At 62.7% G+C, this 19,786-nt stretch carries 19 protein-coding genes; 10 read left to right on the top strand and 9 right to left on the bottom strand.

Translation table 11 applies throughout. The features are described 5' to 3' along the window. Positions 1–6 precede the first annotated feature (6 nt). From DK391_RS07755 to DK391_RS07735, 5 genes are all read left to right on the top strand, one after another. Positions 7–1,332: an MFS transporter gene (locus DK391_RS07755; protein ID WP_109477407.1), complete on the top strand. Its 1,326-nt coding sequence runs from the start codon at positions 7–9 to the stop codon at positions 1,330–1,332. A gap of 57 nt (positions 1,333–1,389) precedes the next feature. After that, the gene (locus DK391_RS07750) at positions 1,390–2,430 is read left to right on the top strand and encodes an amidohydrolase family protein (protein ID WP_109477406.1); all 1,041 of its coding nucleotides are present in this window, start codon (positions 1,390–1,392) and stop codon (positions 2,428–2,430) included. Then, a complete protein-coding gene (locus DK391_RS07745; protein ID WP_109477405.1) occupies positions 2,427–3,095 on the top strand; it encodes an RraA family protein in 669 nt (222 codons plus the stop codon). Before DK391_RS07750 ends, DK391_RS07745 begins: the two co-directional genes overlap by 4 nt. Before the next feature lie 109 nt (positions 3,096–3,204). After that, entirely contained in the window at positions 3,205–3,597 is a 393-nt protein-coding gene (locus DK391_RS07740; protein WP_109477500.1) for a hypothetical protein, read from the top strand. Between the two features lie 182 nt (positions 3,598–3,779). Further along, positions 3,780–5,333, top strand: a complete 1,554-nt coding sequence (locus DK391_RS07735) for a serine hydrolase (protein ID WP_109477404.1) — start codon at positions 3,780–3,782, stop codon at positions 5,331–5,333. A gap of 183 nt (positions 5,334–5,516) precedes the next feature. Here the strand turns inward: DK391_RS07735 and DK391_RS07730 are convergent, their stop codons facing one another. Genes DK391_RS07730 through DK391_RS07715 form a run of 4 tightly spaced genes read right to left on the bottom strand, consistent with a single transcriptional unit; the run spans position 5,517 to position 9,153 of the window. Further along, on the bottom strand, positions 5,517–6,575 hold the full coding sequence (locus tag DK391_RS07730; protein ID WP_109477403.1) for an ABC transporter substrate-binding protein: 1,059 nt from the start codon (positions 6,573–6,575) through the stop codon (positions 5,517–5,519). A 43-nt stretch (positions 6,576–6,618) separates the two neighbouring features. Next, on the bottom strand, positions 6,619–7,425 hold the full coding sequence (locus DK391_RS07725; RefSeq protein ID WP_109477402.1) for an ABC transporter ATP-binding protein: 807 nt from the start codon (positions 7,423–7,425) through the stop codon (positions 6,619–6,621). 43 nt (positions 7,426–7,468) lie between these two features. Continuing rightward, entirely contained in the window at positions 7,469–8,374 is a 906-nt protein-coding gene (locus tag DK391_RS07720; protein WP_109477499.1) for an ABC transporter permease, read from the bottom strand. After that, positions 8,371–9,153 carry an ABC transporter permease gene (locus DK391_RS07715; RefSeq protein ID WP_109477401.1) on the bottom strand — a complete coding sequence of 261 codons (783 nt, stop codon included), beginning with the start codon at positions 9,151–9,153 and terminating at the stop codon, positions 8,371–8,373. Before DK391_RS07715 ends, DK391_RS07720 begins: the two co-directional genes overlap by 4 nt. Before the next feature lie 192 nt (positions 9,154–9,345). Between DK391_RS07715 and DK391_RS07710 the strand changes: the two genes are divergently transcribed. Next, positions 9,346–10,467 carry a substrate-binding domain-containing protein gene (locus tag DK391_RS07710; RefSeq protein WP_239482745.1) on the top strand — a complete coding sequence of 374 codons (1,122 nt, stop codon included), beginning with the start codon at positions 9,346–9,348 and terminating at the stop codon, positions 10,465–10,467. Positions 10,468–10,475: 8 nt separating this feature from the next. Here the strand turns inward: DK391_RS07710 and DK391_RS07705 are convergent, their stop codons facing one another. From DK391_RS07705 to DK391_RS07685, 5 genes are all read right to left on the bottom strand, one after another. Beyond that, complete coding sequence (locus tag DK391_RS07705) at positions 10,476–11,477, bottom strand: Ldh family oxidoreductase (protein WP_109477400.1); 1,002 nt, start codon at positions 11,475–11,477, stop codon at positions 10,476–10,478. After that, positions 11,474–12,454, bottom strand: a complete 981-nt coding sequence (locus DK391_RS07700) for a hydroxyacid dehydrogenase (protein WP_109477399.1) — start codon at positions 12,452–12,454, stop codon at positions 11,474–11,476. The genes DK391_RS07705 and DK391_RS07700 overlap by 4 nt, the downstream gene beginning before the upstream one ends. Next, a complete protein-coding gene (gene dctA, locus DK391_RS07695) occupies positions 12,451–13,785 on the bottom strand; it encodes a C4-dicarboxylate transporter DctA (protein ID WP_239482751.1) in 1,335 nt (444 codons plus the stop codon). Before dctA ends, DK391_RS07700 begins: the two co-directional genes overlap by 4 nt. A 209-nt stretch (positions 13,786–13,994) precedes the next feature. Then, a complete protein-coding gene (locus DK391_RS07690; RefSeq protein WP_109477397.1) occupies positions 13,995–15,170 on the bottom strand; it encodes a UxaA family hydrolase in 1,176 nt (391 codons plus the stop codon). A 70-nt stretch (positions 15,171–15,240) separates the two neighbouring features. Next, on the bottom strand, positions 15,241–15,507 hold the full coding sequence (locus tag DK391_RS07685) for a UxaA family hydrolase (protein WP_109477497.1): 267 nt from the start codon (positions 15,505–15,507) through the stop codon (positions 15,241–15,243). Positions 15,508–15,806: 299 nt separating this feature from the next. Between DK391_RS07685 and DK391_RS07680 the strand changes: the two genes are divergently transcribed. From DK391_RS07680 to DK391_RS07665, 4 genes are all read left to right on the top strand, one after another. Then, positions 15,807–16,592: a GntR family transcriptional regulator gene (locus DK391_RS07680; protein WP_109477396.1), complete on the top strand. Its 786-nt coding sequence runs from the start codon at positions 15,807–15,809 to the stop codon at positions 16,590–16,592. Between the two features lie 480 nt (positions 16,593–17,072). After that, positions 17,073–18,092 carry an ABC transporter substrate-binding protein gene (locus tag DK391_RS07675; protein ID WP_109477395.1) on the top strand — a complete coding sequence of 340 codons (1,020 nt, stop codon included), beginning with the start codon at positions 17,073–17,075 and terminating at the stop codon, positions 18,090–18,092. A 2-nt stretch (positions 18,093–18,094) separates the two neighbouring features. Then, positions 18,095–18,904 carry an ABC transporter ATP-binding protein gene (locus DK391_RS07670; protein WP_109477394.1) on the top strand — a complete coding sequence of 270 codons (810 nt, stop codon included), beginning with the start codon at positions 18,095–18,097 and terminating at the stop codon, positions 18,902–18,904. A gap of 25 nt (positions 18,905–18,929) precedes the next feature. Beyond that, a complete protein-coding gene (locus tag DK391_RS07665; protein WP_239482750.1) occupies positions 18,930–19,784 on the top strand; it encodes an ABC transporter permease in 855 nt (284 codons plus the stop codon). Positions 19,785–19,786: the final 2 nt, after the last annotated feature.

Genomic DNA, 19,786 nt, shown 5'->3' with positions numbered 1-19,786 from the left:
GACAGCATGACCCGCATCGATGAAGCCGCAACCATGCGAAAGGTGTATGGGCGGCTCATGCCCTTGCTCTTTGCAATGATGTTCTTCAACTATCTCGACCGCATCAACATCGGTTTCGCGGCGCTCGAGATGAACGGCGATATGGGCTTCAGCCCCGCCGTATTTGGCTTCGCCGGCAGTATTTTCTTCTTCGGCTACATGCTGCTGGAAGTACCGAGCAATTTATTGTTGCATCGCGTCGGCGCGCGCCGCTGGATCGCGCGCATTCTGCTGACGTGGGGCGCTGTCGCCGCGGCCACCGCGTTCGTATTCAACGACACCAGTTTCTACGTGCTGCGCTTTCTGCTCGGCGTGATGGAAGCGGGCTTTCTGCCCGGTGTCGCCGTGTATCTGACCAAGTGGTTTCCCGAGCGCTACCGGGCGCGTGCTGTCGGTGGATACATCATTGCGGGTTCGTTTTCAGCGGTGCTCGGCGGCCCGATCTCGACCGCGCTGATGACCTACGCGAACGGCGTGCTCGGCCTGCACGGGTGGCAGTGGATGTTCATCCTTGAAGGCGTTCCCGCGATGCTGCTCGGCCTTTTGACGCTGCGCATCATGACCGAGCGTCCCGCCGACGCAACGTGGCTCGACGCCGATGAAAAACATTGGCTCGAATCGACGCTCGCGGCGGAACGCGAAGCGCTCGGTGGCCACACGCATGTGTCGTTTCTGCGCGTGGCCAGCGATATCCGCGTGTGGAGCCTTGCGTGTCTGTTCGGCTGTGCGCTGGTTGGTATCTACGGCCTGTTTCTGTGGCTGCCGCAGATCGTCAAGAGCCTTGGGCATCTGAACAATATCGAAGTCGGCTTTCTTTCCGCTGCGCCGCCGCTGTTCGGCGTGCTCGGCACATTCCTGATCAGCCGCAGTTCCGACCGTTCCGGCGATCGCAAGAAGCACCTGGCGTTCGTGTATGGCGCAAGTGCCATTGCGATTGCGGGCAGCGCGTATGCGCCGAATCCGCTGCTCGCGTATGCGCTGCTGTGCGTCACGGGGTTGTTCATCTATGCGGGCAATCCGCTGTTCTGGAGTCTTGCGTCATCGTTTCGCACGGGCGCAGCGGGTGCCGCCACCATCGCGCTGATCAACACGATCGCGCAGTTCGGCGGGCTGGTCGGGCCGTGGAGCATCGGCCTCGTACGGCGCGCGACGGGCAACTTCTCGCTCGCCTTGCTGACCATCGCGGCATTTCTCGTGATCGCCACGATCATCGCGCTGGTGATGCGCGTCACGCCGCCGGAGGAGGGCGCCGACACTTCACTCGCGGGCGGCGATGCAGCGGCCGGCCATTAACCCGTTTTATCGCAGGTTCATCACTCGTTTATCGCAAAGACTGAAAGGGTTCGCTACATGATCATCGATTGCCACGGTCACTACACGACGTCGCCGCGACAGCACGAAGCGTGGCGCGCCGCGCAGATTGCCGCACTGAAGGACGGCACGCCTGTGCCGCCGCGTGCCGTCATTACCGACGACGAGATCCGCGAGAGTATCGAAGCGGGACAGCGCCGCATTCAGCGCGAGCGCGGCACCGATCTCACCATCTTCTCGCCGCGCGCGGCGGGCATGGGTCATCATCTTGCCGGAGCGCAAGCGAATGCCGTCTGGTCGGGCGAATGCAACGATCTCGTGCATCGCGTGTGCTCGCTGTTTCCGCGTCATTTCGTCGGCGTGTGCCAGTTGCCGCAGGCACCGGGCGTGGCGCCCGATACGTGCATCGCCGAATTGCGGCGCTGCGTGGAGGAACTGGGCTTTATCGGCTGCAATCTGAATCCGGACCCGTCGGGTGGGCACTGGTCCGGGCCGCCGATGACGGACCGTTCATGGTATCCGCTGTACGAAGCGATGGTCGAACTCGATGTGCCCGCCATGATTCATGTGTCGTCGTCGTGCAACCCGAATTTTCATGCGACAGGCGCGCACTATCTCAACGGCGATACGTCGGTGTTCATGCAGTTGCTCAGCGGTGATCTGTTTGCGGATTTTCCGACCTTGCGTTTCATCATTCCGCATGGCGGCGGCGCTGTGCCGTATCACTGGGGACGCTATCGCGGCCTCGCGCAGGACATGAAGCGCCCGTTGCTGCGCGACTATCTGCTGAAAAACGTGTTCTTCGATACCTGCGTGTATCACCAGCCCGGCGCCGAACTGCTGGCAAAAGTGATTCCCGTCGAGAACATCCTGTTTGCGTCCGAAACCATTGGCGCCGTGCAGGGCATCGATCCCGAAACCGGTCACTACTACGACGACACGCGCCGCTATATCGACGCCATCGAATGGTTGAGCGACAGCGACCGGCAGCATATCTACGAAGACAACGCGCGGGCCGTCTACGGACGGCTCACGGCGCAACTCGACAAACAACTGGCAACGGAAGGGGCGACGATATGAATCCCATTGGCTGGCGCGAATTCGAATCGGCACCGCAAGCGAGCACGGCGACGCTGGCGGCATTGCGTGAACTGGCCGTGTCGCTGCTCAGCGACAACATGGCGCGGGCGAGCGGCATTGTGGGCTTGCAGCCGTATCACCAGCCCAGAGCGATGGCCGGCACAGCCGTCACGGTGCGCACGCGCGGCGGCGACAATCTCGCGATCCATCGTGCGTTCGATTTCTGCCGCCCCGGCGATGTGCTCGTGATAGACGGCGGCGGCGAGCTGACCCAGGCGCTGATGGGCGACATCATGTCGAGCTACGCGGAGAGCATCGGCGTGCAGGGGCTGGTGATCGACGGCGCGATCCGCGATGTCGGTGCGATACGTCAGCGCGATTTCCCCGTGTATGCACGGGGCGTTACGCATCGCGGGCCGTACAAGAACGGGCCGGGCGAGATCAACGTCCCGGTGACGGTGGGACGGATGGTAGTCAATCCGGGCGATATCATCGTCGGCGATGAAGACGGGCTGCTGGCGATTTCGCCCGAGGACGTGGACGGCGTCATTCAGGCCGCGCGCAAGCAGGGCGCGAAAGAGGCGGCGGCGTTGCAATCGATTGTCGAAGGGCGCTTCGACCGCTCATGGGTGAGACCACACCTCGACCGGATGATGAACGGCTGACCTCGGTGCGGACGGCGCGGCGTCGCCGTACAAGTTGCGGTATAAACGACGCTCTCACGCGATGTTCGCGCCGTCGGCATCGAATCAATCCGGAAACAGGCTTTACGACATGACACGTTATGTGGACGCCGCCGCGCTGATTGCGCTCGCGCAGCAGGCGGAATTGAACGCGACGGCAGCGTGCTCCTGCACGAAGACGCCGCTGGATGGCTGGCAGTCGCAGCCGCTGTCGCTCGATGAAAGCCAGCTTGTCGAGATCGCCACGCTGATGCGCGAGGACGATCCCGAGCCGACCTTCGCCGAGTATCGACCGGATAACGTGCAGTACTGGTCGCCCGAGGCGCCCATTGCGCCGCGCTACTTTCCGTACAACCGCTGCGGCGTCTGGGAATGCTCGACCTGCGGACGCCTGTATCTGCGTTATACGGAAGGCGGCGGATACTTTGTCGACCGGCGCATTCGCGCGTTGAAGTCGGAGCGGGTAGTCGACGCCGGATTGTGATGGCGTGGGGCGTTTTCGTCGGTGACTGCAAACGGTGTGAAGGACTGGCAGCGGCATGCATGCCGGGCTTTTCACTCTGTTGCGCGATGTTCTATAACTGAATGCCGGGCGCAGCGTGCGTGATTGCGTCGACGGTGTGAGGCTTTGACTTCAGCGCGGCAGCAGTCATCCGGAGACGTGACATGACCTCATGGCAAGGACGGCGACGTTTTCTTGGCGCTGCACTATGTGGAAGCGTGGTGGCATGCCGCAGCCTGGGCGATTCCGGCAACGGGCGCGCATCCGGCGACGAGGAAGCGCCCGTGCCTCGCGCGCAGATCGATGCCGCCATCGCGCAACTCGACACGCTAGTCAACCAGCTGATGACCACCACGGGCGTGCCGGGCATGTCCGTCGCCGTGGTGCGCGATCTTCACCCCGTCTACGTGAAAGGCTTCGGCACGCGACGTGTCGGCTCGGGATTACCCGTCGATGCCGATACGGTGTTCCAGCTTGCATCGGTGTCGAAGCCCGTCGGCGCGATGGTTGTCGCCCATCAGGTGGGGACGGGCAGCGTGTCGTGGGACACACCCGTGCGCGCGCACCTGCCGTGGTTTGCGCTCGCGGATCAGGAGGTGAGCGAGCAGGTGACGATCGGCGATCTGTATGCGCATCGCTCGGGCTTACCGGATCATGCAGGCGATCTGCTGGAGGACATGGGCTATGACCAGACGGCTGTGCTGCAGCGCCTGCGTTATCTGCCGCTCGCGCCGTTTCGCCGGTCGTATGCTTACACGAATTTTGGTTTGACGGCGGCGGCGGTTTCGGTGGCATCGGCTGCGGGCGTCGATTGGGCCACGTTGTCGGAGCGGGCGCTCTATCAGCCGCTTGGCATGGCTAGCACGAGTTCGCGTTATGCCGACTTTATCGCACGCGGGAATCGCGCGACCGGGCACGTGAGGCGCAATGGGCAGTGGGTAGTGGGCCTCGACAGGATGCCCGATGCGCAAACGCCAGCGGGCGGCGTCAGTTCATCGGCCAATGACATGGCAAAGTACCTGACGATGATGCTGGGTACGGGCATGTTCAACGGCACTCGCGTGATCGACGCCGACGCGCTCGATGCTGCGATCAGTCCACAGGCGCAGGCGCATGCGGCGGGCAACGGACGGCCCGCGAGCTACTACGGCTTCGGTTTCAATGTCGGCACGACCGAGTCGGGCCGCGCGTCGTACAGCCATTCCGGCGGCTTCGGCTCTGGCGCGGCGACGAACTTCGTCGCGGTGCCGTCGACAGGCTGTGCCATTGTGGCGCTCACCAATGGTTACCCGATCGGCGTGCCTGAAACGCTGACAGCGCAGTTTTTCGATCTGGTGCAGTTCGGGACGATCAAGCGCGACTGGTTGTCGATTTTCAGCGACGCGCTTGCCGGCGTCATCAAGCCAACGGGATCGCTGGTTGGTGTGGCGCAGCCTGTGTCGCCGTTTCCGGCGCGTGCGCTCAAAACATATCGAGGCAGTTACAGGAACGATTACTACGGGCCGGTGCAGATCAGCGACGCAGGTGGATCGCTGCTTATGACGATCGGTGCGACGCCGTTGTGCTTGCCGCTTTCTCATTGGGATGGCGATACGATCACCTTTACGCTCGTCAACGAAAATGCGGCGCCGGGGACAATTTCTAAAGCGTCGTTTCTGAGCAATCAGGTCACGCTGGAGTATTACAACGCCGAGGGGTTGGGGACGTTTGTACGGTGAGGGTTGGGGGTGTGGATATGAATGGGTGGTTTGTGATCGCATTCATAATTTGACATAACATAAATTAGCGACGTTTTTGATGTGCCGGCTATTTTGAAATGTCGGGTTTTCAGCCAGGTCCAAGGTCATCCATTCGATGCGATGCGATGACCCAGACCCGGAATCCTCACGCCAACTCGCGCGCTATTTCGTCCCATCATTGGCAAACGCCGCCAGCTTCGGATCGCTCATCACACGCTTCATCGGGCCATCATCGATGTACTGTTTCGCATCGGGCACCGTCGCAAGCGCGCCCGACGCATGCATGAATTGCGCAATCGCGTTGAACGACTCATCTGCGGGCGATGCGTTCTTCGACCGGTCCATTTCCGCCAGTTGCTGCTTGAGATCGAAAGTCGGCCGTGTCGCGAACTCCTTGCGCATGGATTCGTCGCTGATGTTGACGCCGCCTTGCTGATAGAACTGCTTCATCAATGCGATGGCGTCGTCGGGATGAGCGCGCATCCACGCCCACGCATGCAGATAGACGGCGACGAACTTCGCGACTTCTTCCGGATGCTCCTGCGCGTAGTCGCCGCGCGCGACAATCGCACCGGGCACGATCGCGCCGCCGTCCTTGCCCGAGCATAAGACCCGCGCTCCGGCTTTCTCTTCGAGCGTGTAATCGTACGGCGCCCAGACGCCCGCAAAATCGGCGTTACCCGACGATACAGCCGAAATGATCTCAGCCTGTCCCATGTTTTTCAGCGTGACATCTGCCTTCTTCAAACCATATTTTTTCAGGCATGCCTGCACCGCATAGTCACCCGTCGAGTTCGACGTGAGTACGATCGTCTGTCCTTTGAGCGCGGCGGGGTTGCTGCGTATCGCGTCATAACGCGCCTTGCTCGCCATCAGCACATTGCCTTGCGATTCGTCGTTGGTCAGCCCGATTACCTTGATGCCGAAGCGCTGATAACCAAGCACGGCGGGCACCGAACCCGTGCCGCCCACGTCCCACGATTTCGACGCCGCCGCCGCGATCTGCGGCACGCCCGCTGGAAATACCGAGAACTCCGGCTTCAGCCCCACCTGCGCCCACCAGCCCTTCTCCGTCGCGACATAAAACGGCAGCGCCCAGTACAAGGCAGGCTGATAACTGACCTTGATCGGCGTGAGATCGGCGGCGCGTGAAGTAACGGGCAGACACGCACTGCCCGCACACAGCAAGGCGGCCAGCGGCCAGGCAAACAGACGGTTCATGATGGTCTCCGATTGTTGTCGATGATGCAGCCCCGCGTATGTCTTACGCCGCGGCTCGATGCGGCGCGCCGTGTTCGTCGCGCAGCGACTTCCAGATGTGCGTCCGCAGGCGCACGAACGACTCCAGATCCATCACGTCCTCGATGCGCTCGCACTGATCCCATTGATGCTCGTCACGCACGGCCTTCACATCGATCACTTCCTTGACGCGCCCAGGCCGCCCCGTCATCACCACCACACGATCGGCGAGAAAGACCGATTCCTCGACGGCATGCGTGATAAACAGCACCGTGCGCGGATTGACGCGCGTGAGCTTGATGAGTTCTTCCTGCATCACGACGCGCGTTTGTGCATCGAGCGCGCCGAATGGTTCATCCATCAGCAGCACGCCGGGATCGAGTGCGTACGCGCGGGCGATCGCCACGCGCTGCTGCATGCCGCCCGACAGCTGATGCGGATACGCGCGTTCGTAGCCACTCAGGTTCATCAGCTTCAGATAGCGTTCGATGGTGGTACGGCGCGCGTCGGCGGCCATGCCTTTCGCGCGCAGTCCGATGTCGATGTTGTCCCACACGGTCTTCCACGGAAACAGCGCGAACTGCTGGAACACCACGGCGCGATCCGGACCAGGCCGCGTCACCTTGCGCCCTGCCACTGTCACGCTGCCCGCACTCGGAAATTCGAGGCCGGCGACCATGCGCAGACACGTGGTCTTGCCGCAACCCGCCGGACCGACGATCGCCACGAACTCCTTGTCGGCGATCTCGAGATTCACGCGTTCGAGCGCCACGATGCTGGAGCGGTCGCGCTCGAATGTGCGCGATACGTCGTCGAAGCGGATCATGCTCATCGCGAACCTCATCCAGATTGGAGTAACGTCAACACAACCCGCATCAACGCCGCGGCGTACGGCGATGACGCATGGCAAACGCTTCGATGCGCGCCAGCAGCACGTCGATGGCCGCGCCCACCGCACCGATCGCGATCATTGCGCTCATCACGGTGGCCGTATCGATCGCGGCCTGCCCTTTGACCATCATGTAACCGATGCCGCTCGACGCGACGATCAGCTCCGCGCCGACCAGCGACATCCAGCCCAGCCCCGCCGCCACCCGCACACCGGCAATCACCGAAGGCAAGGCGCCCGGCAGCAGCACTTCGCACACCACCATGCGGCTCGACATGCCGAGCATGCGCGCCGCTTCCAGCAGACGTTCATCGACCTGCATCGCGCCGCGATACGCATTCACGACACACGGCGGAAACGCGCCCGCGAAAATGATCAGCACCGGCCCGCCGATGCCCGTACCGAACCAGAGCGCCGCAAACGGCACCCAGGCAATCGGCGCGATGAAACGCACCGCCTCGAAGAGCGGCGTCACGCAGTAGTCGAGCCAGCGGAACCAGCCCATCATCAGGCCGAGCGGCACACCGACCGCGACGGCGAGCAGGAAACCCATCAGATAGCGTTGCAGGCTCGACCACAGATGCACCTGCAACGTATAACCGACGAACGGATGCATCAGCAGTTCGCCGAAACGCTGCGCGACGGCAAACGGTGTCGGCAGGAAAGCAGCGGGCACCACGCTTGCCGCAGCGGCGAGCCACCATATGCCGAAGAATGTCAGCAGCCCCGCCGCGCTCAGCATCCACAGCGGCAAGATGCGGTGCGTTGCGACGCGTTGCTCGTCTTGCACGCCATCGTTGCGGCCGAAGAGGCGTGACTTGCGTGCAGAGCCGACGGATTCGACCGTATCGAGGTCCGCGTGCGCAACGCCGCGCAGATCGGCGGGTTTCATCGATTCGATCTCCATGGCATCAGCTTCCGTTCGATCACACCGAGCAGCGACGTCATCAGCCAGCCGCACAACGCGACCGTCAGCATCGCGACGACGATCATCGCCGGGTTGATGTCGAGCGACCCTTGCGTCAACAGATGGCCCAGCCCCGTGACCGCGCCGATCAGTTCACCCGCGACGAGCGTGGTCCACGACGCCTGCAGCGACAGGCGCAAGCCGGTGAAGATCATCGGCAACGCACCCGGCACCGTGACCTCGAAGACGCGGCGCGCGCCGCGCAGGCCCAGCATATCGGCGGCTTCGAGCATGGGAACGTCGAGATTGCGCACGCCTGCGAAGCTGTTGATCACGCACGGCACGAACGCCGCGAACCAGATCACCATGACTTTCGCCGCGTCGCCGAGACCGAGCCACACGATGGCGAGCGGTATCCACGCCAGCGGCGGAATGGGCCGAAGCAGCACGAACACGGGATTGAAAAACGCCTGCGCACGGCGCGAACCGCCCATCCACAGGCCGAGCGGCACGCCCGTCAGCGCCGCGACCACGAAGCCATACAGGACAAGCTTCACGCTCTGGACGATGTGCTGGTCGAGTCGCCCGTCCGCGTAGCCGTCGGTTGCGACCTGCACCAGCGCCTGCCAGGTTTCGACCGGCGACGGCAGCTTGGCGGGCGAGATCGCACCCGTCAGCGCGGTCAGCGCGTACCACAACGCGAGCGTGCAACCGAGCGTGCCGATGCTGCAGATCAGACGCGGTGAACGAAGTGCACGGAACACAAAGGTCTCCTGCCAGTCCGGGAATGCCGATGACAATCAGCCGCTATCTTTGCGAGGGGAAGCGATGCAATAAGAAACGCCAAAATGTAACCGCTTGCATTTCAATATAGCCTCAATGCAGAGCGGTCACATCGGGACTTCTCCCAGGCATCGTGCAAGCGGGTTTTCATCCCGTTGCAAAAGCACACTACAATGAATGCGGAACGGCATGAGCGCGCGTCGCGCGATCAGTCGGATGCAAGCGAACTCAATCCAATCGAATTCACGCCAATGAACGACCTGCCCCGTGCGCGTCTCAGCGATGTCGCCTCGCTCGCCGGTGTTTCCACGGCGACGGTATCCCGCGCGCTGTCGAATCCCGATGTCGTCAAGCCGGACACGCGCGCGCGTATCCGCGACGCCATCGCGACGCTCGGCTATGTGCCCGATGGCGCGGCCCGCGCGCTGGCGCTCGGGCGCGCACGGATGATCGGCGCGATCGTGCCGACGCTCGACAACGCCATCTTCGCGCGCGCCGTGCAAGGCCTGCAGACCACCTTGTCGAACTCGGGTTATCAGCTGCTGATTTCGGCGCACGAATACAACCTGTCGGCGGAAATCGAGGTGGTGCGTGCGCTGCTCGAACGTGCCGTCGATGCCATCGTGCTGGTCGGCACTGATCACTCGCCGCAGACGTACCAGTTGATCCGCGCAAGCCAGGCCGAGATGCTGCTGATGTGGTCGTATCCCGCGCAACCCGCCGACGACAGCCCCGGCACGCTGACGCCCGCCACAATCGGTTTCGACAACCGGCTGATCGGCCGCCTTGCCGCCACGCATCTGCTGGAGCTTGGGCACCGGCGCTTCGGGGTGATTTCCGGCTCGATCCGTCACAACGATCGCGCCCGCCAGCGTATTGAAGGTTTCCGCGAGACACTCGCGCAGTACGACATCCGCTTGCCCGATGCCTGTGTGATCGAGCAACCGTTCGGCTTCGAAGGCGGCCGCGCGGGCTTCAAGCTGCTGAGCCAGTTGCGCCCGGCGCCCACGGGCATCTTCTGCGGCAACGACGTGCTCGCACTCGGCTGTCTGCTCGAAGCGCAGGCTGTGGGCGTTGCCGTGCCGGAGGCGCTGTCGATTGTCGGTTGCGACAATCTTCCCATCGCTTCGCAGATTGCGCCCGGCCTTACCACCGTCCTGCTGCCTACTTACGAACTCGGCGAACGCGTCGCGCGCGTGTTGCTGCGCTGGCTCTCCGAGGGCGTGGCGCCAATCTCCGAATCGCTGCCGATCGAACTGATCGTGCGTGGCTCCAGCGGCCCGGCGCCGCAATAGCATCGCCTTCAGCGCGCGAGCGCTTCGAGTTGTGCAAAGAGCGCGTCGGGAATCTCGATGCCGTCGCGCTGCGCCGTCTCCGCGAGTGTCTGCCTGCGCTGACCTGGCAGCCGCACGTCGGTGTCCTGCAGCATTGCCGTCACCAGCGCCTCGATCCGCGACAGATAGATGTCGTTGCCTGCCAGCGCGCCGGGATCGATCGCCCAGAACAGATGGCCGATCTGCGATTTCTCGCCCTCTTCCGTCAGGAACGAGCCCGCCTCGTAACCGAAGTTCGCGCCGGCCAGCGCCGCCGCGAGCAGTTCCACCATTAGCGCGAGCATCGCGCCCTTCGTGCCGCCGAACGGCAGCATCATGCCGTCGAGCGCGGCCTTGGCGTCGGTGGTCGGCAGACCGTCGCGCGTCGTCGCCCAGCCTTCGGGGATCGGTTTGCCTTCGCGTGCGGCAACCATGATCTTGCCGCGCGCCACGTTCGACAGCGACAGGTCGATCAGCAACGGCGGCGCATCGCGGCGCGGAAAAGCCGCCGCGATAGGATTGGTGCCGAACAGCGCATGACGTCCGCCCCATGCAGGCATCGCAGCCGGCGCGTTGCTGAACGCGAGTCCAACGAGTCCCGCCGCGCCGAGCGCTTCGAGATGGTATGCGCCAACGCCGAAGTGATGACTGTGACGCACGCTCGCCACGGCGCTGCCGTGCTCGCGCGCACGGCCGATCAGCGTTTCGATGGCCAGTTCGCAGGCGGGAAACGCCATGCCGTCGGCGGCATCGATCAGCACGGCAGCGTTGCGCGCACTGGCGATAAATGCCTGTGCCTGCGGATCGACGCGCCCATTGCGCAACTGCGCGACATACATCGGCAGCCGCGCGACGCCATGCGACGACAGCCCGCGCGCGTCTGCATAGACGAGCGCGCGCGCCGTGGCCGATGCCGTTTGCGGTGTCGCACCGGCGGCCAGCATCGCGCGCGAGGCCAGATCGTGCAGTTCGGCAGATGAAACCCGTGTCATGTAGAAGCTCCCTGTGCAATCGCTGGATCACGCTCGCCCTCTAGCAGGGCTTGCGTCACGCGTGCAGCGACCAGTGTGCTGACGCGTTCGTTCGCCTGCATGGTAAGCCCGGCGATGTGCGGCGTGAGAATGAGATGCGGCGCATCGGCCAGTGGCGATGCCGCCTTCAACGGTTCGTCGGCGAATACGTCGAGCGCTGCGCCGCCAATGCGTCCCTGCTTCAATGCGTCGGCGAGCGCGCTTTCATCGACTACGCCGCCGCGCGACGTGTTGATCACGACGGCGTGTGTCTTCAGCAGCGACAGTTGCGCAGCGCCAAGCAGATTGCGCGTGCTGTCGATAAGCGGCACGTGCAAGGTCACGGCATCGGCGGCACGCAACGCATCGTCGAAGCTCATGCGCTGCGCGCCTGTCTCGTGCCAGCAGGCGGCATCGGCGGGAAGCTGCGGATCGAATGCCACCACCCGCATGCCCAGCCCGCGCGCCAGTTGTGCCACCAGTTGCCCGATACCGCCAAAACCGATCACGGCCAGCGTGCTGCCCGCCACCTCGCGTCCGTTCGATAGCGCCGTACGCGGCCATTGCCCGTTCGCGACAGCCGCACTCGACAGATACGCACCGCGCAACAGCATCAGCGAGGTGGCGATCACATACTCGGCAACCGCGCGCGCGTTCGCGCCCGTCGCCGGAAACACCTGCACGTCGCGAGCACGGCACGCATCCAGATCGATGTTGTCGAGACCGACGCCGAGCCGGCCCACGGCCACCAGTTTCGGCGCACCATCCAGCAGGCTCGCCGTGACCTGCGTCCGGTTGCGTACGATCAGCGCGTCGGCATCGCGAAGCAGTTCGCGCAGCCGCTCGGGTTGATCGACGAGTGCCGGGTCCGCGTGCACATCGAAATGGGACTTCAGCGACTCGACAGCGGACGCATCGATGAATTCGCTGATGACGACGGTCTTGCGAGCGGTTTTCAATTCGGGCGTTCCTGTGCGTAGGCGGGCGGCGTTCTTTCGTGCACGCCATCGGCCGCTTCGGGTTGATCGTCGTGCGCCGTCTGGTCAGCGTGCGGCGCGGCGAGGAACCGGCGTGCCGCTTCGGCATCGAATGCGCCTTCCCAGCGCGCAACGACGATGGTCGCCACCGCATTGCCGATCATGTTGACGATCGCGCGGATTTCATTGAGCACACGATCGATGCCGATGATCAGCGTGATACCCGCGACGGGGATGATGTTGTGGGTCGACAGCGTTGCCGTGAGCGCCACCAGTGCCGCGCCCGCCACGCCCGCGCCACCCTTCGACGTCAGCATCAGGATCGCGAGCAACCCGAGGTGCTGAAGCAGCGTCAGATGCGTGTTGGTAGCCTGCGCGATGAAAAGCGACGTCATCGTCAGATAAATGGCCGCGCCGTCGAGGTTGAATGAATACCCCGTGGGCAGCACCAGACCGACTACAGGCTTCGGGCAGCCTAGCCGTTCGAGCTTGTCCATCAGACGCGGCAGCACCGATTCCGTCGTCGACGTGCCGAGCACGATCAGCAGTTCTTCGCGCAGGTACTTCAAGAGCGGCCAGAGACCGACGCCCGCCCAGCGGCAGATCGTGCCGAGCACCAGCACGATGAACAGGATGCTGGTCAGATAGAAGCACACGATCAGCAAGCCAAGTTGTTGCAGCGTGCCAATGCCATATTTGCCGACCGTGAACGCCATCGCGCCGAATGCACCGAGCGGCGCGAGACGCATGATCATCTCGACGATCCGCATCAGCGCTTCGCCGCTCTGTTCGATCACGCGCGACAGAAAGCGGCTGCGGCGCGACATGATCGACAGTGCAATACCGAACAGCACCGAGAACAGCAGCACCTGCAACAGATCGCCGCGCGCGAACGCGCCGACCACCGAGTTCGGCACGATCTGGTCGAGGAAGCTTTGCGAGGCTTCCGTATGCACTTCGGCAACATAGTGGCCAATCGCGTGCGGGTCGAGCGTGGCCGGGTCGATGTTCAGCCCTTCGCCCGGATGCAGCGCGTTGGCGACCACGAGTCCGATCACGAGCGCAAGCGTCGTGACAGCCTCGAAATAGACGATGGTCTTCAGCCCCACGCGCCCGACGTGCTTGAGATCTTCCATCCGCGCGATACCCACCGACACGGTGCAGAAAATCACCAGCGTAATGAGCATCTTGATGAGGCGGATAAAGGTGTCGCCGAGGGGTTTCATCTGCACGCCGAGATGCGGCGCGAAATAGCCGACGAGAATGCCGGCGGCCAGTCCGATCAGGACCTGCACATAGAGATGTCTGAGCACGCGCAAGGTGGTGTCTCCTCCACTCGCTGCTGCTTGATGAGACAGCGTCGCGCACCGTGGCGGGGCTTCTGCGGCCCGGATCATGCGGCCATCGCCGATGACCGTCTATCCGCAACGGTGCGTGCGCTGTAGCGAAACTGCGTTCGCGAAGCCCGCGACTAGCCTGTCAACTCAGGCTGCGGGCTCGTGGGGACGAAATAACCGCGCGCTCAGGCGCTTTCGAACAGGCGCGTCAGCACGAACTCGCGATGCCCCAGCGCTTCCGCCGACGTCCAGCGGCCATTAGCCGTCGCCAGCATCGACTCCAGCAGTTTGTCACCGGCCTGATCGAGATTCTGTTCGCGCTGCAACAGTCCCGAGACATCGACGTCGATATGCTCGCCCATCGTGCGCACCGTACGCGGGTTCGCGCAGATCTTGATGACGGGCACGATCGGATTGCCGATCACGTTGCCCTGCCCCGTCGGGAAAAAATGCACCGCGAAGCCGGATGCCGCGCACAGCGTCACCATTTCCGCCGCCGCCGACGACGACTCCATGAACCACAAGCCCGAACCCGACGGTTCTTCCGCCTTGTCGAGCACGCCGTCGACCATGCATTTCTTGCCGATCTTCTGGATGTTGCCGAGCGCTTTTTCTTCGATGGTCGTCAGGCCGCCCGCGATGTTGCCTTTGGTCGGCTGCGATTCGGAGAGGTCGTCGGTTTTCCAGCGGTTGATCATGTCCTGATAGCGGTCGAACATGAACTGGAAGCGTTCGCGCACCTGCGGATTCGCGCAGCGCGCGGCCACGATCTGCTCGCCGCCCGTCAGTTCCGACGTTTCGCCGAACACGAGCGTGGTGCCGAGACCATAGAGTTTGTCGAACGCATTGCCGACAGTCGGATTCGCGCCGCAGCCAGACGTGGTATCCGACTCGCCGCATTTGGTCGACACCCACAGGTCGGCAATCGGGCATTCCTCGCGTTCGAGCGTGGTCGCGTACTGCACCATTTCCTTCGCCGCCTTCGACGCCCGCATGATCGTGTCGTGATCGCCGTGCAGTGCGATGCCGAAGCCCATCACCGGCTTGCCCGACTTCGCGATGCCGTCGACCACCCGCTTGGTCCACCCTTCTTCGATACCGATCACGACCACGGCCGCGACATTCGGATTGCAGCCCGCGCCGATCAGCGTGCGGAAATGCAGGTCGAGGTCGGCGCCGAACTGCAGGCGGCCATACGGATGCGGCAGCGCCATGGTGCCTTTGATGTTGTTCTCGACGGCCTGCGCGGCTGCGTTCGACAGATCGTCGACGGGCAGGATGATCACATGATTGCGCACGCCTACGCGCCCGTTCTGACGACGATAACCGCGAAAGGTGGTGCTGTTGTCAACGACGCTCATGGTGTCTCTCTCTGATTGGACGTGATTCGACAGATGATGGTCTCGCCGCGCTTATGCGGCGGCGCGGCAATTACCAGCGCTTCGTCTTGATGTTGTGCACGTGGGCATGCTCGCCCGCGCGAATGGGCGCGACCACCTTGCCGATATCGACGCCGTTCTTGTAGACGGTATCGCCGACGGCCATGTCCTTGAGCGCCACCTTGTGGCCAATGGGGATTTCCTGCATCGCCGACACGGTGATCACCTCGTCGTCGTCCATGATCCACGCGTTCAGTTGCGTGCCTGCCCTGATTCCTTCGACGACGGCCACGCCGACGGTGTCTTTCGCTTCGTGCATCACGATGTGGATGGTCTTGCGATCCGGCGACGGCGTGCTGGCGGACTGTTGCGACTCACCTGCTGCGGTGTGGCTCATGGATGTCTCCTGTCGGTTTGTCAGGCGTGGGGTATGGGTGCGGGTGTTGCCTCCTTGCGAACCATCTTAGGCAGCGGGTTTCGATATGTCAACCATATCATCTATATGTGTTTGATGAGCAAGATGAAGTAGAATTTCCCGAAGGCTTTCCATGCATCGCGATGGGCTGCTATAAACAGGCATACAGAACATGTCATGTCGAAAGACGAGAGGACTGGCTCATGAACACGTTGACGGTCGGCGCGAACAACGCCAACGGCACGATCAGCACGCCGAGCATCGGCGGCACGCGCTACAAGGAAGTGAAGAACGCCATGCTCGCCGCACTCGCTTCGCAGGAGTGGAAAGGCGGCGAAGCCATTCCGTCTGAACGGAAGCTGTCGGAGCGTTTCGGCGTGTCGATCGGCACGCTGCGCAAGGCTATCGACGAACTGGTCGCCGACAACATCCTCGTGCGGCATCAGGGGCTCGGCACCTTTGTCGCGCAGCATCAGCGCGACCGGCATTTCTTTCGCTTCTTCCGCATCGTGCGGCAGGACGGCGACAAGACCTATCCCACCGTCACGCTCGTCTCGTTCAGGAAGGGCAAAGCGACGCGCGAGATCGCGGAGATGCTCGGCGTCGATACGGGTGCGCGCGTGTTCACGTTCATCAACCGGCTTGCGTTACATGGCGAAACGGTGATGATCGACAACATCACGGTCGCCGAGGCGCGCTTTCCAGGTCTTACGGAAGCGGCGTTGCGCGAGCGGCCCAGCACGCTCTACAACTTCTATCAGGACGCGTTCCACATCAACGTGGTCGGCACGGAAGAACGCCTGCGCGTTGCCGTAGCCGACGAAGGCGAAGCGAAGCTGCTAGAAGTCGTGCCCGGCGCGCCGCTGCTCGAAGTGCGACGTATTGCGTATTCGTATCATCAGGCGCCTGTCGAGGTGCGCATTTCGCACGTCAACACCGAGCGCTACGAATACGTCGGACCTTCCGCTTCGCACGAACAGCCGCTCTGATTCAAGCCGTTGACGGACACGCGCAACGCGTGTCCGTTATGTCACGTTTTCCCGCATTTGCAATCCCAAAAGCGATCACCTACACTCGACACTCATACAGATGAGTTAAATCACAGGGCGCTTAACTATCCGGCTTGCAGATGATCGCGAGCCTGAACCGGGCGCCCAATAAACAGGCCATCTGCGAAGCTGATTCCGGTCGCGGCGCCCCATGACGCCGCACTGCATTCGAACCGGACACAAGGAGACACTCACGATGCGTACCCCGCTCCATCGTCGTCCCGCGTACCTGCCCGCTCGCCTCCGGTGTCATCCACCGTGCTGTCCGACCTGCCCTGCGTTGCGTCCTGCCTGACAGGCGCCTGATCCCGCTTGCGGATGCCGCGCGTGTTGCATCGCGCCGTCTCCATTCATCGCACAGCATGACGATCGACGCGCTGTGCCGTTTGTGTCCGTTCCAGTCGCTAGGAGTGACCTGCAATGAGCCTTCGCAAAGTCGCGTTCCTGTTGTCGATGCTGGCCGCGCTGTGCGCGCTGCTGACCAGCGTGCCCGCGCGCGCCGAACTGTCCGAGATCAAGATCGCGCGCCAATACGGCATCAGCTATCTGCCGCTGATGATCATGCAGGACCAGAAGCTGCTCGAGAAACACGCGGCGCAACTCGGTGTGCCGAATCTGAAGGTGTCGTGGGTCGAGTTCGCGGGCGGCAACGTGATGAACGATTCGCTGCTGTCCGACTCGTTGCAGATTGCGTCGGGCGGCGTCGCGCCGCTCGTGTTGCTGTGGTCGCGCACGCATGGCACGCCGCTCGAGGTGAAGGCGCTGGCGGCCATCAATTCGATGCCGCTACTGCTCAACACCAACAACGCGAACGTGAAGACGCTGAAGGATTTCAGCGGCAAGGACAAGATCGCGCTGCCGGCTGCGAAGGTATCGATCCAGGCGATCACGCTGCAAATGGCGGCAGAGAAAGCATTCGGCCCCGGCAATCAGGGGCAGCTCGATAAGAACACGGTCTCGCTCGCTCACCCCGAAGCACAACAGGCGCTGCTTTCCGGCAACAGCGAAGTGACCGCGCATTTCGGCTCGCCACCGTTTCAGGAACAGGAACTGACGCATGCGGGCGTGCGCACCGTGCTCAATTCGTACGACGTGCTGGGCGGCAAATCCAGTTTCAACCTCGTGTGGTGCACGACAAAGTTCTACCAGCAGAACCCGAAGCTCGTGCAGGCCTTCATGGCCGCACTCGATGAAGCGCAGGCCCAGATCAACAAGGACAAGCACGCCGCCGCCGAAGCCTATCTGCGCATCAGCAAAGACAAGAGCAATGTCGCCGACATCGAAAAGATGATCTCGTCGCCGAATGTGGTGTTCACGACAACACCGGAAAACACCCTGAAATACGCGGACTTCATGGCACGCACCGGTCTCATCAAGGCGAAGCCCGCTTCGTGGAAAGACATGTTCTTTCCGACCGCCCAATCGCTACAAGGGAGCTGACGATGCACCGCAAGCGCGCCGAAGCCACGCCTGACGCCTCATCGCAGGACAACACGCCGCTGCTCGATGTCAGCGGCGTAACGCTGCAGTACAAGACGCCCAAACATCTCGTGATGGCCACGTATCGCGTCGATTTCCGGGTCTACGCCGGCGACCGGTTCGTTCTGCTCGGACCATCGGGTTGCGGCAAGTCGACCTTGCTCAAGAGCGTGGGCGGTTATCTGTTGCCAACGGAAGGCTCGATCACGCTCAAGGGCAAGCCCGTCACGAAGCCCGGCCCCGACCGCATGATGGTGTTTCAGGAGTTCGATCAGCTGCTGCCGTGGAAGACCGTCAAGCAGAACGTGATGTTTCCGCTGCTTGCGTCGCATCGCATGTCGGCGCGCGAGGCAGAAACGCAGGCGATGCATTACATCGACAAGGTCAATCTGACCAAATTCGCCGACAGCCATCCTCATACCTTGTCGGGCGGCATGAAACAGCGCGTCGCGATTGCACGCGGCATGGCGATGGAGCCGGACATCCTGTTGATGGACGAACCGTTCGCCGCGCTCGACGCGCTCACGCGCCGCAAGATGCAGGACGAACTGCTCGCGCTGTGGCAGGACACGCGTTTTACCGTGCTGTTCGTCACGCATTCGATCCCCGAAGCGATCAAGGTCGGCAGCCGCATTCTGCTGCTGTCGCCGCATCCGGGCCAGGTGAAAGCGGAGCTGGATACGGCGGCGGCGGGTGAATCGGCGGCGACGCTGGAAAAACGCATCCAGCACATGCTGTTCGAAGACGAGATCGAGGAGGCCGAGAATGTCTGAAGCGACCGCACACAGCATGGCGCCGATGCCGCGCGAAGAGATCATCCGCGAAACCCACCAGACGACACAATTCAGCGTAGTCGAAAAGCCGTTGTCGGTATTCGAGCGCCTCTACAACCAGGGCTGGCTGCGCAAGGCGCTGATCCTCGCCGTGCTTGCCATCATCTGGGAAGGCTACGCGCGCTGGCTGAACAATCCGCTGCTGTTTCCTACCTTCACGGCCACCGTCGAAGCGTTTTGTCGCAGCATCGCGAGCGGCGAATTGCCCGGCAAGGCGTGGGCTTCGATTCATGTGCTTTTGCTCGGCTACGTAAGCGGCGTCGTGCTCGCGTCGCTGCTGACGGCTGCCGCCATCACGTCGCGCATCGGCACGGACTTTCTCGAAACGATGACTTCGATGCTCAACCCGTTGCCTGCCATCGCGTTGCTGCCGCTCGCGCTGATCTGGTTCGGGCTCGGCAATGGCAGCCTGATTTTCGTGCTGGTGCATTCCGTGACGTGGTCGGTTGCGTTGAATACGCATTCGGGCTTTCTGTCAGTGAGCAATACGCTGAAGATGGTCGGACGTAACTACGGCCTGCGCGGCGGACGCTATGTCGCGAGCATTCTCGTGCCTGCTGCGTTTCCGAGCATCCTGACGGGTCTGAAGATCGGCTGGGCTTTCGCGTGGCGCACGCTGATCGCCGCGGAACTGGTGTTCGGCGTCAGCTCGGGTTCGGGCGGCCTCGGCTGGTTTATCTACGAGAACAAGAATCTGCTCGATATTGCCAACGTGTTCGCGGGACTCTTTACGGTGATCCTGATCGGGCTCGCGGTCGAGAACCTTATTTTCCGCGTGCTCGAACGGCATACGGTGCAACGCTGGGGCATGCAGTCGTGACG

It is taken from the genome of Paraburkholderia sp. C35, from assembly GCF_003121405.1.
GTDB lineage: Bacteria > Pseudomonadota > Gammaproteobacteria > Burkholderiales > Burkholderiaceae > Paraburkholderia.
This window is presented reverse-complemented; position numbering and strand designations above follow the sequence as displayed.

Bases quoted from the DNA above. Each gene is read 5' to 3' on its own strand.
- DK391_RS07750 (WP_109477406.1), top strand. From the start codon at position 1,390: ATGATCATCGATTGCCACGGTCACTACACGACGTCGCCGCGACAGCAC.
- DK391_RS07725 (WP_109477402.1), bottom strand. From the start codon at position 7,425: ATGAGCATGATCCGCTTCGACGACGTATCGCGCACATTCGAGCGCGAC.
- DK391_RS07675 (WP_109477395.1), top strand. From the start codon at position 17,073: ATGAGCCTTCGCAAAGTCGCGTTCCTGTTGTCGATGCTGGCCGCGCTG.
- DK391_RS07665 (WP_239482750.1), top strand. From the start codon at position 18,930: ATGCCGCGCGAAGAGATCATCCGCGAAACCCACCAGACGACACAATTC.
- DK391_RS07685 (WP_109477497.1), bottom strand. From the start codon at position 15,507: ATGCACGAAGCGAAAGACACCGTCGGCGTGGCCGTCGTCGAAGGAATC.
- DK391_RS07730 (WP_109477403.1), bottom strand. From the start codon at position 6,575: ATGAACCGTCTGTTTGCCTGGCCGCTGGCCGCCTTGCTGTGTGCGGGC.
- DK391_RS07740 (WP_109477500.1), top strand. From the start codon at position 3,205: ATGACACGTTATGTGGACGCCGCCGCGCTGATTGCGCTCGCGCAGCAG.
- DK391_RS07710 (WP_239482745.1), top strand. From the start codon at position 9,346: ATGAATGCGGAACGGCATGAGCGCGCGTCGCGCGATCAGTCGGATGCA.
- DK391_RS07690 (WP_109477397.1), bottom strand. From the start codon at position 15,170: ATGAGCGTCGTTGACAACAGCACCACCTTTCGCGGTTATCGTCGTCAG.
- DK391_RS07670 (WP_109477394.1), top strand. From the start codon at position 18,095: ATGCACCGCAAGCGCGCCGAAGCCACGCCTGACGCCTCATCGCAGGAC.
- DK391_RS07680 (WP_109477396.1), top strand. From the start codon at position 15,807: ATGAACACGTTGACGGTCGGCGCGAACAACGCCAACGGCACGATCAGC.
- DK391_RS07745 (WP_109477405.1), top strand. From the start codon at position 2,427: ATGAATCCCATTGGCTGGCGCGAATTCGAATCGGCACCGCAAGCGAGC.
- DK391_RS07755 (WP_109477407.1), top strand. From the start codon at position 7: ATGACCCGCATCGATGAAGCCGCAACCATGCGAAAGGTGTATGGGCGG.
- DK391_RS07705 (WP_109477400.1), bottom strand. From the start codon at position 11,477: ATGACACGGGTTTCATCTGCCGAACTGCACGATCTGGCCTCGCGCGCG.
- DK391_RS07735 (WP_109477404.1), top strand. From the start codon at position 3,780: ATGACCTCATGGCAAGGACGGCGACGTTTTCTTGGCGCTGCACTATGT.
- DK391_RS07720 (WP_109477499.1), bottom strand. From the start codon at position 8,374: ATGAAACCCGCCGATCTGCGCGGCGTTGCGCACGCGGACCTCGATACG.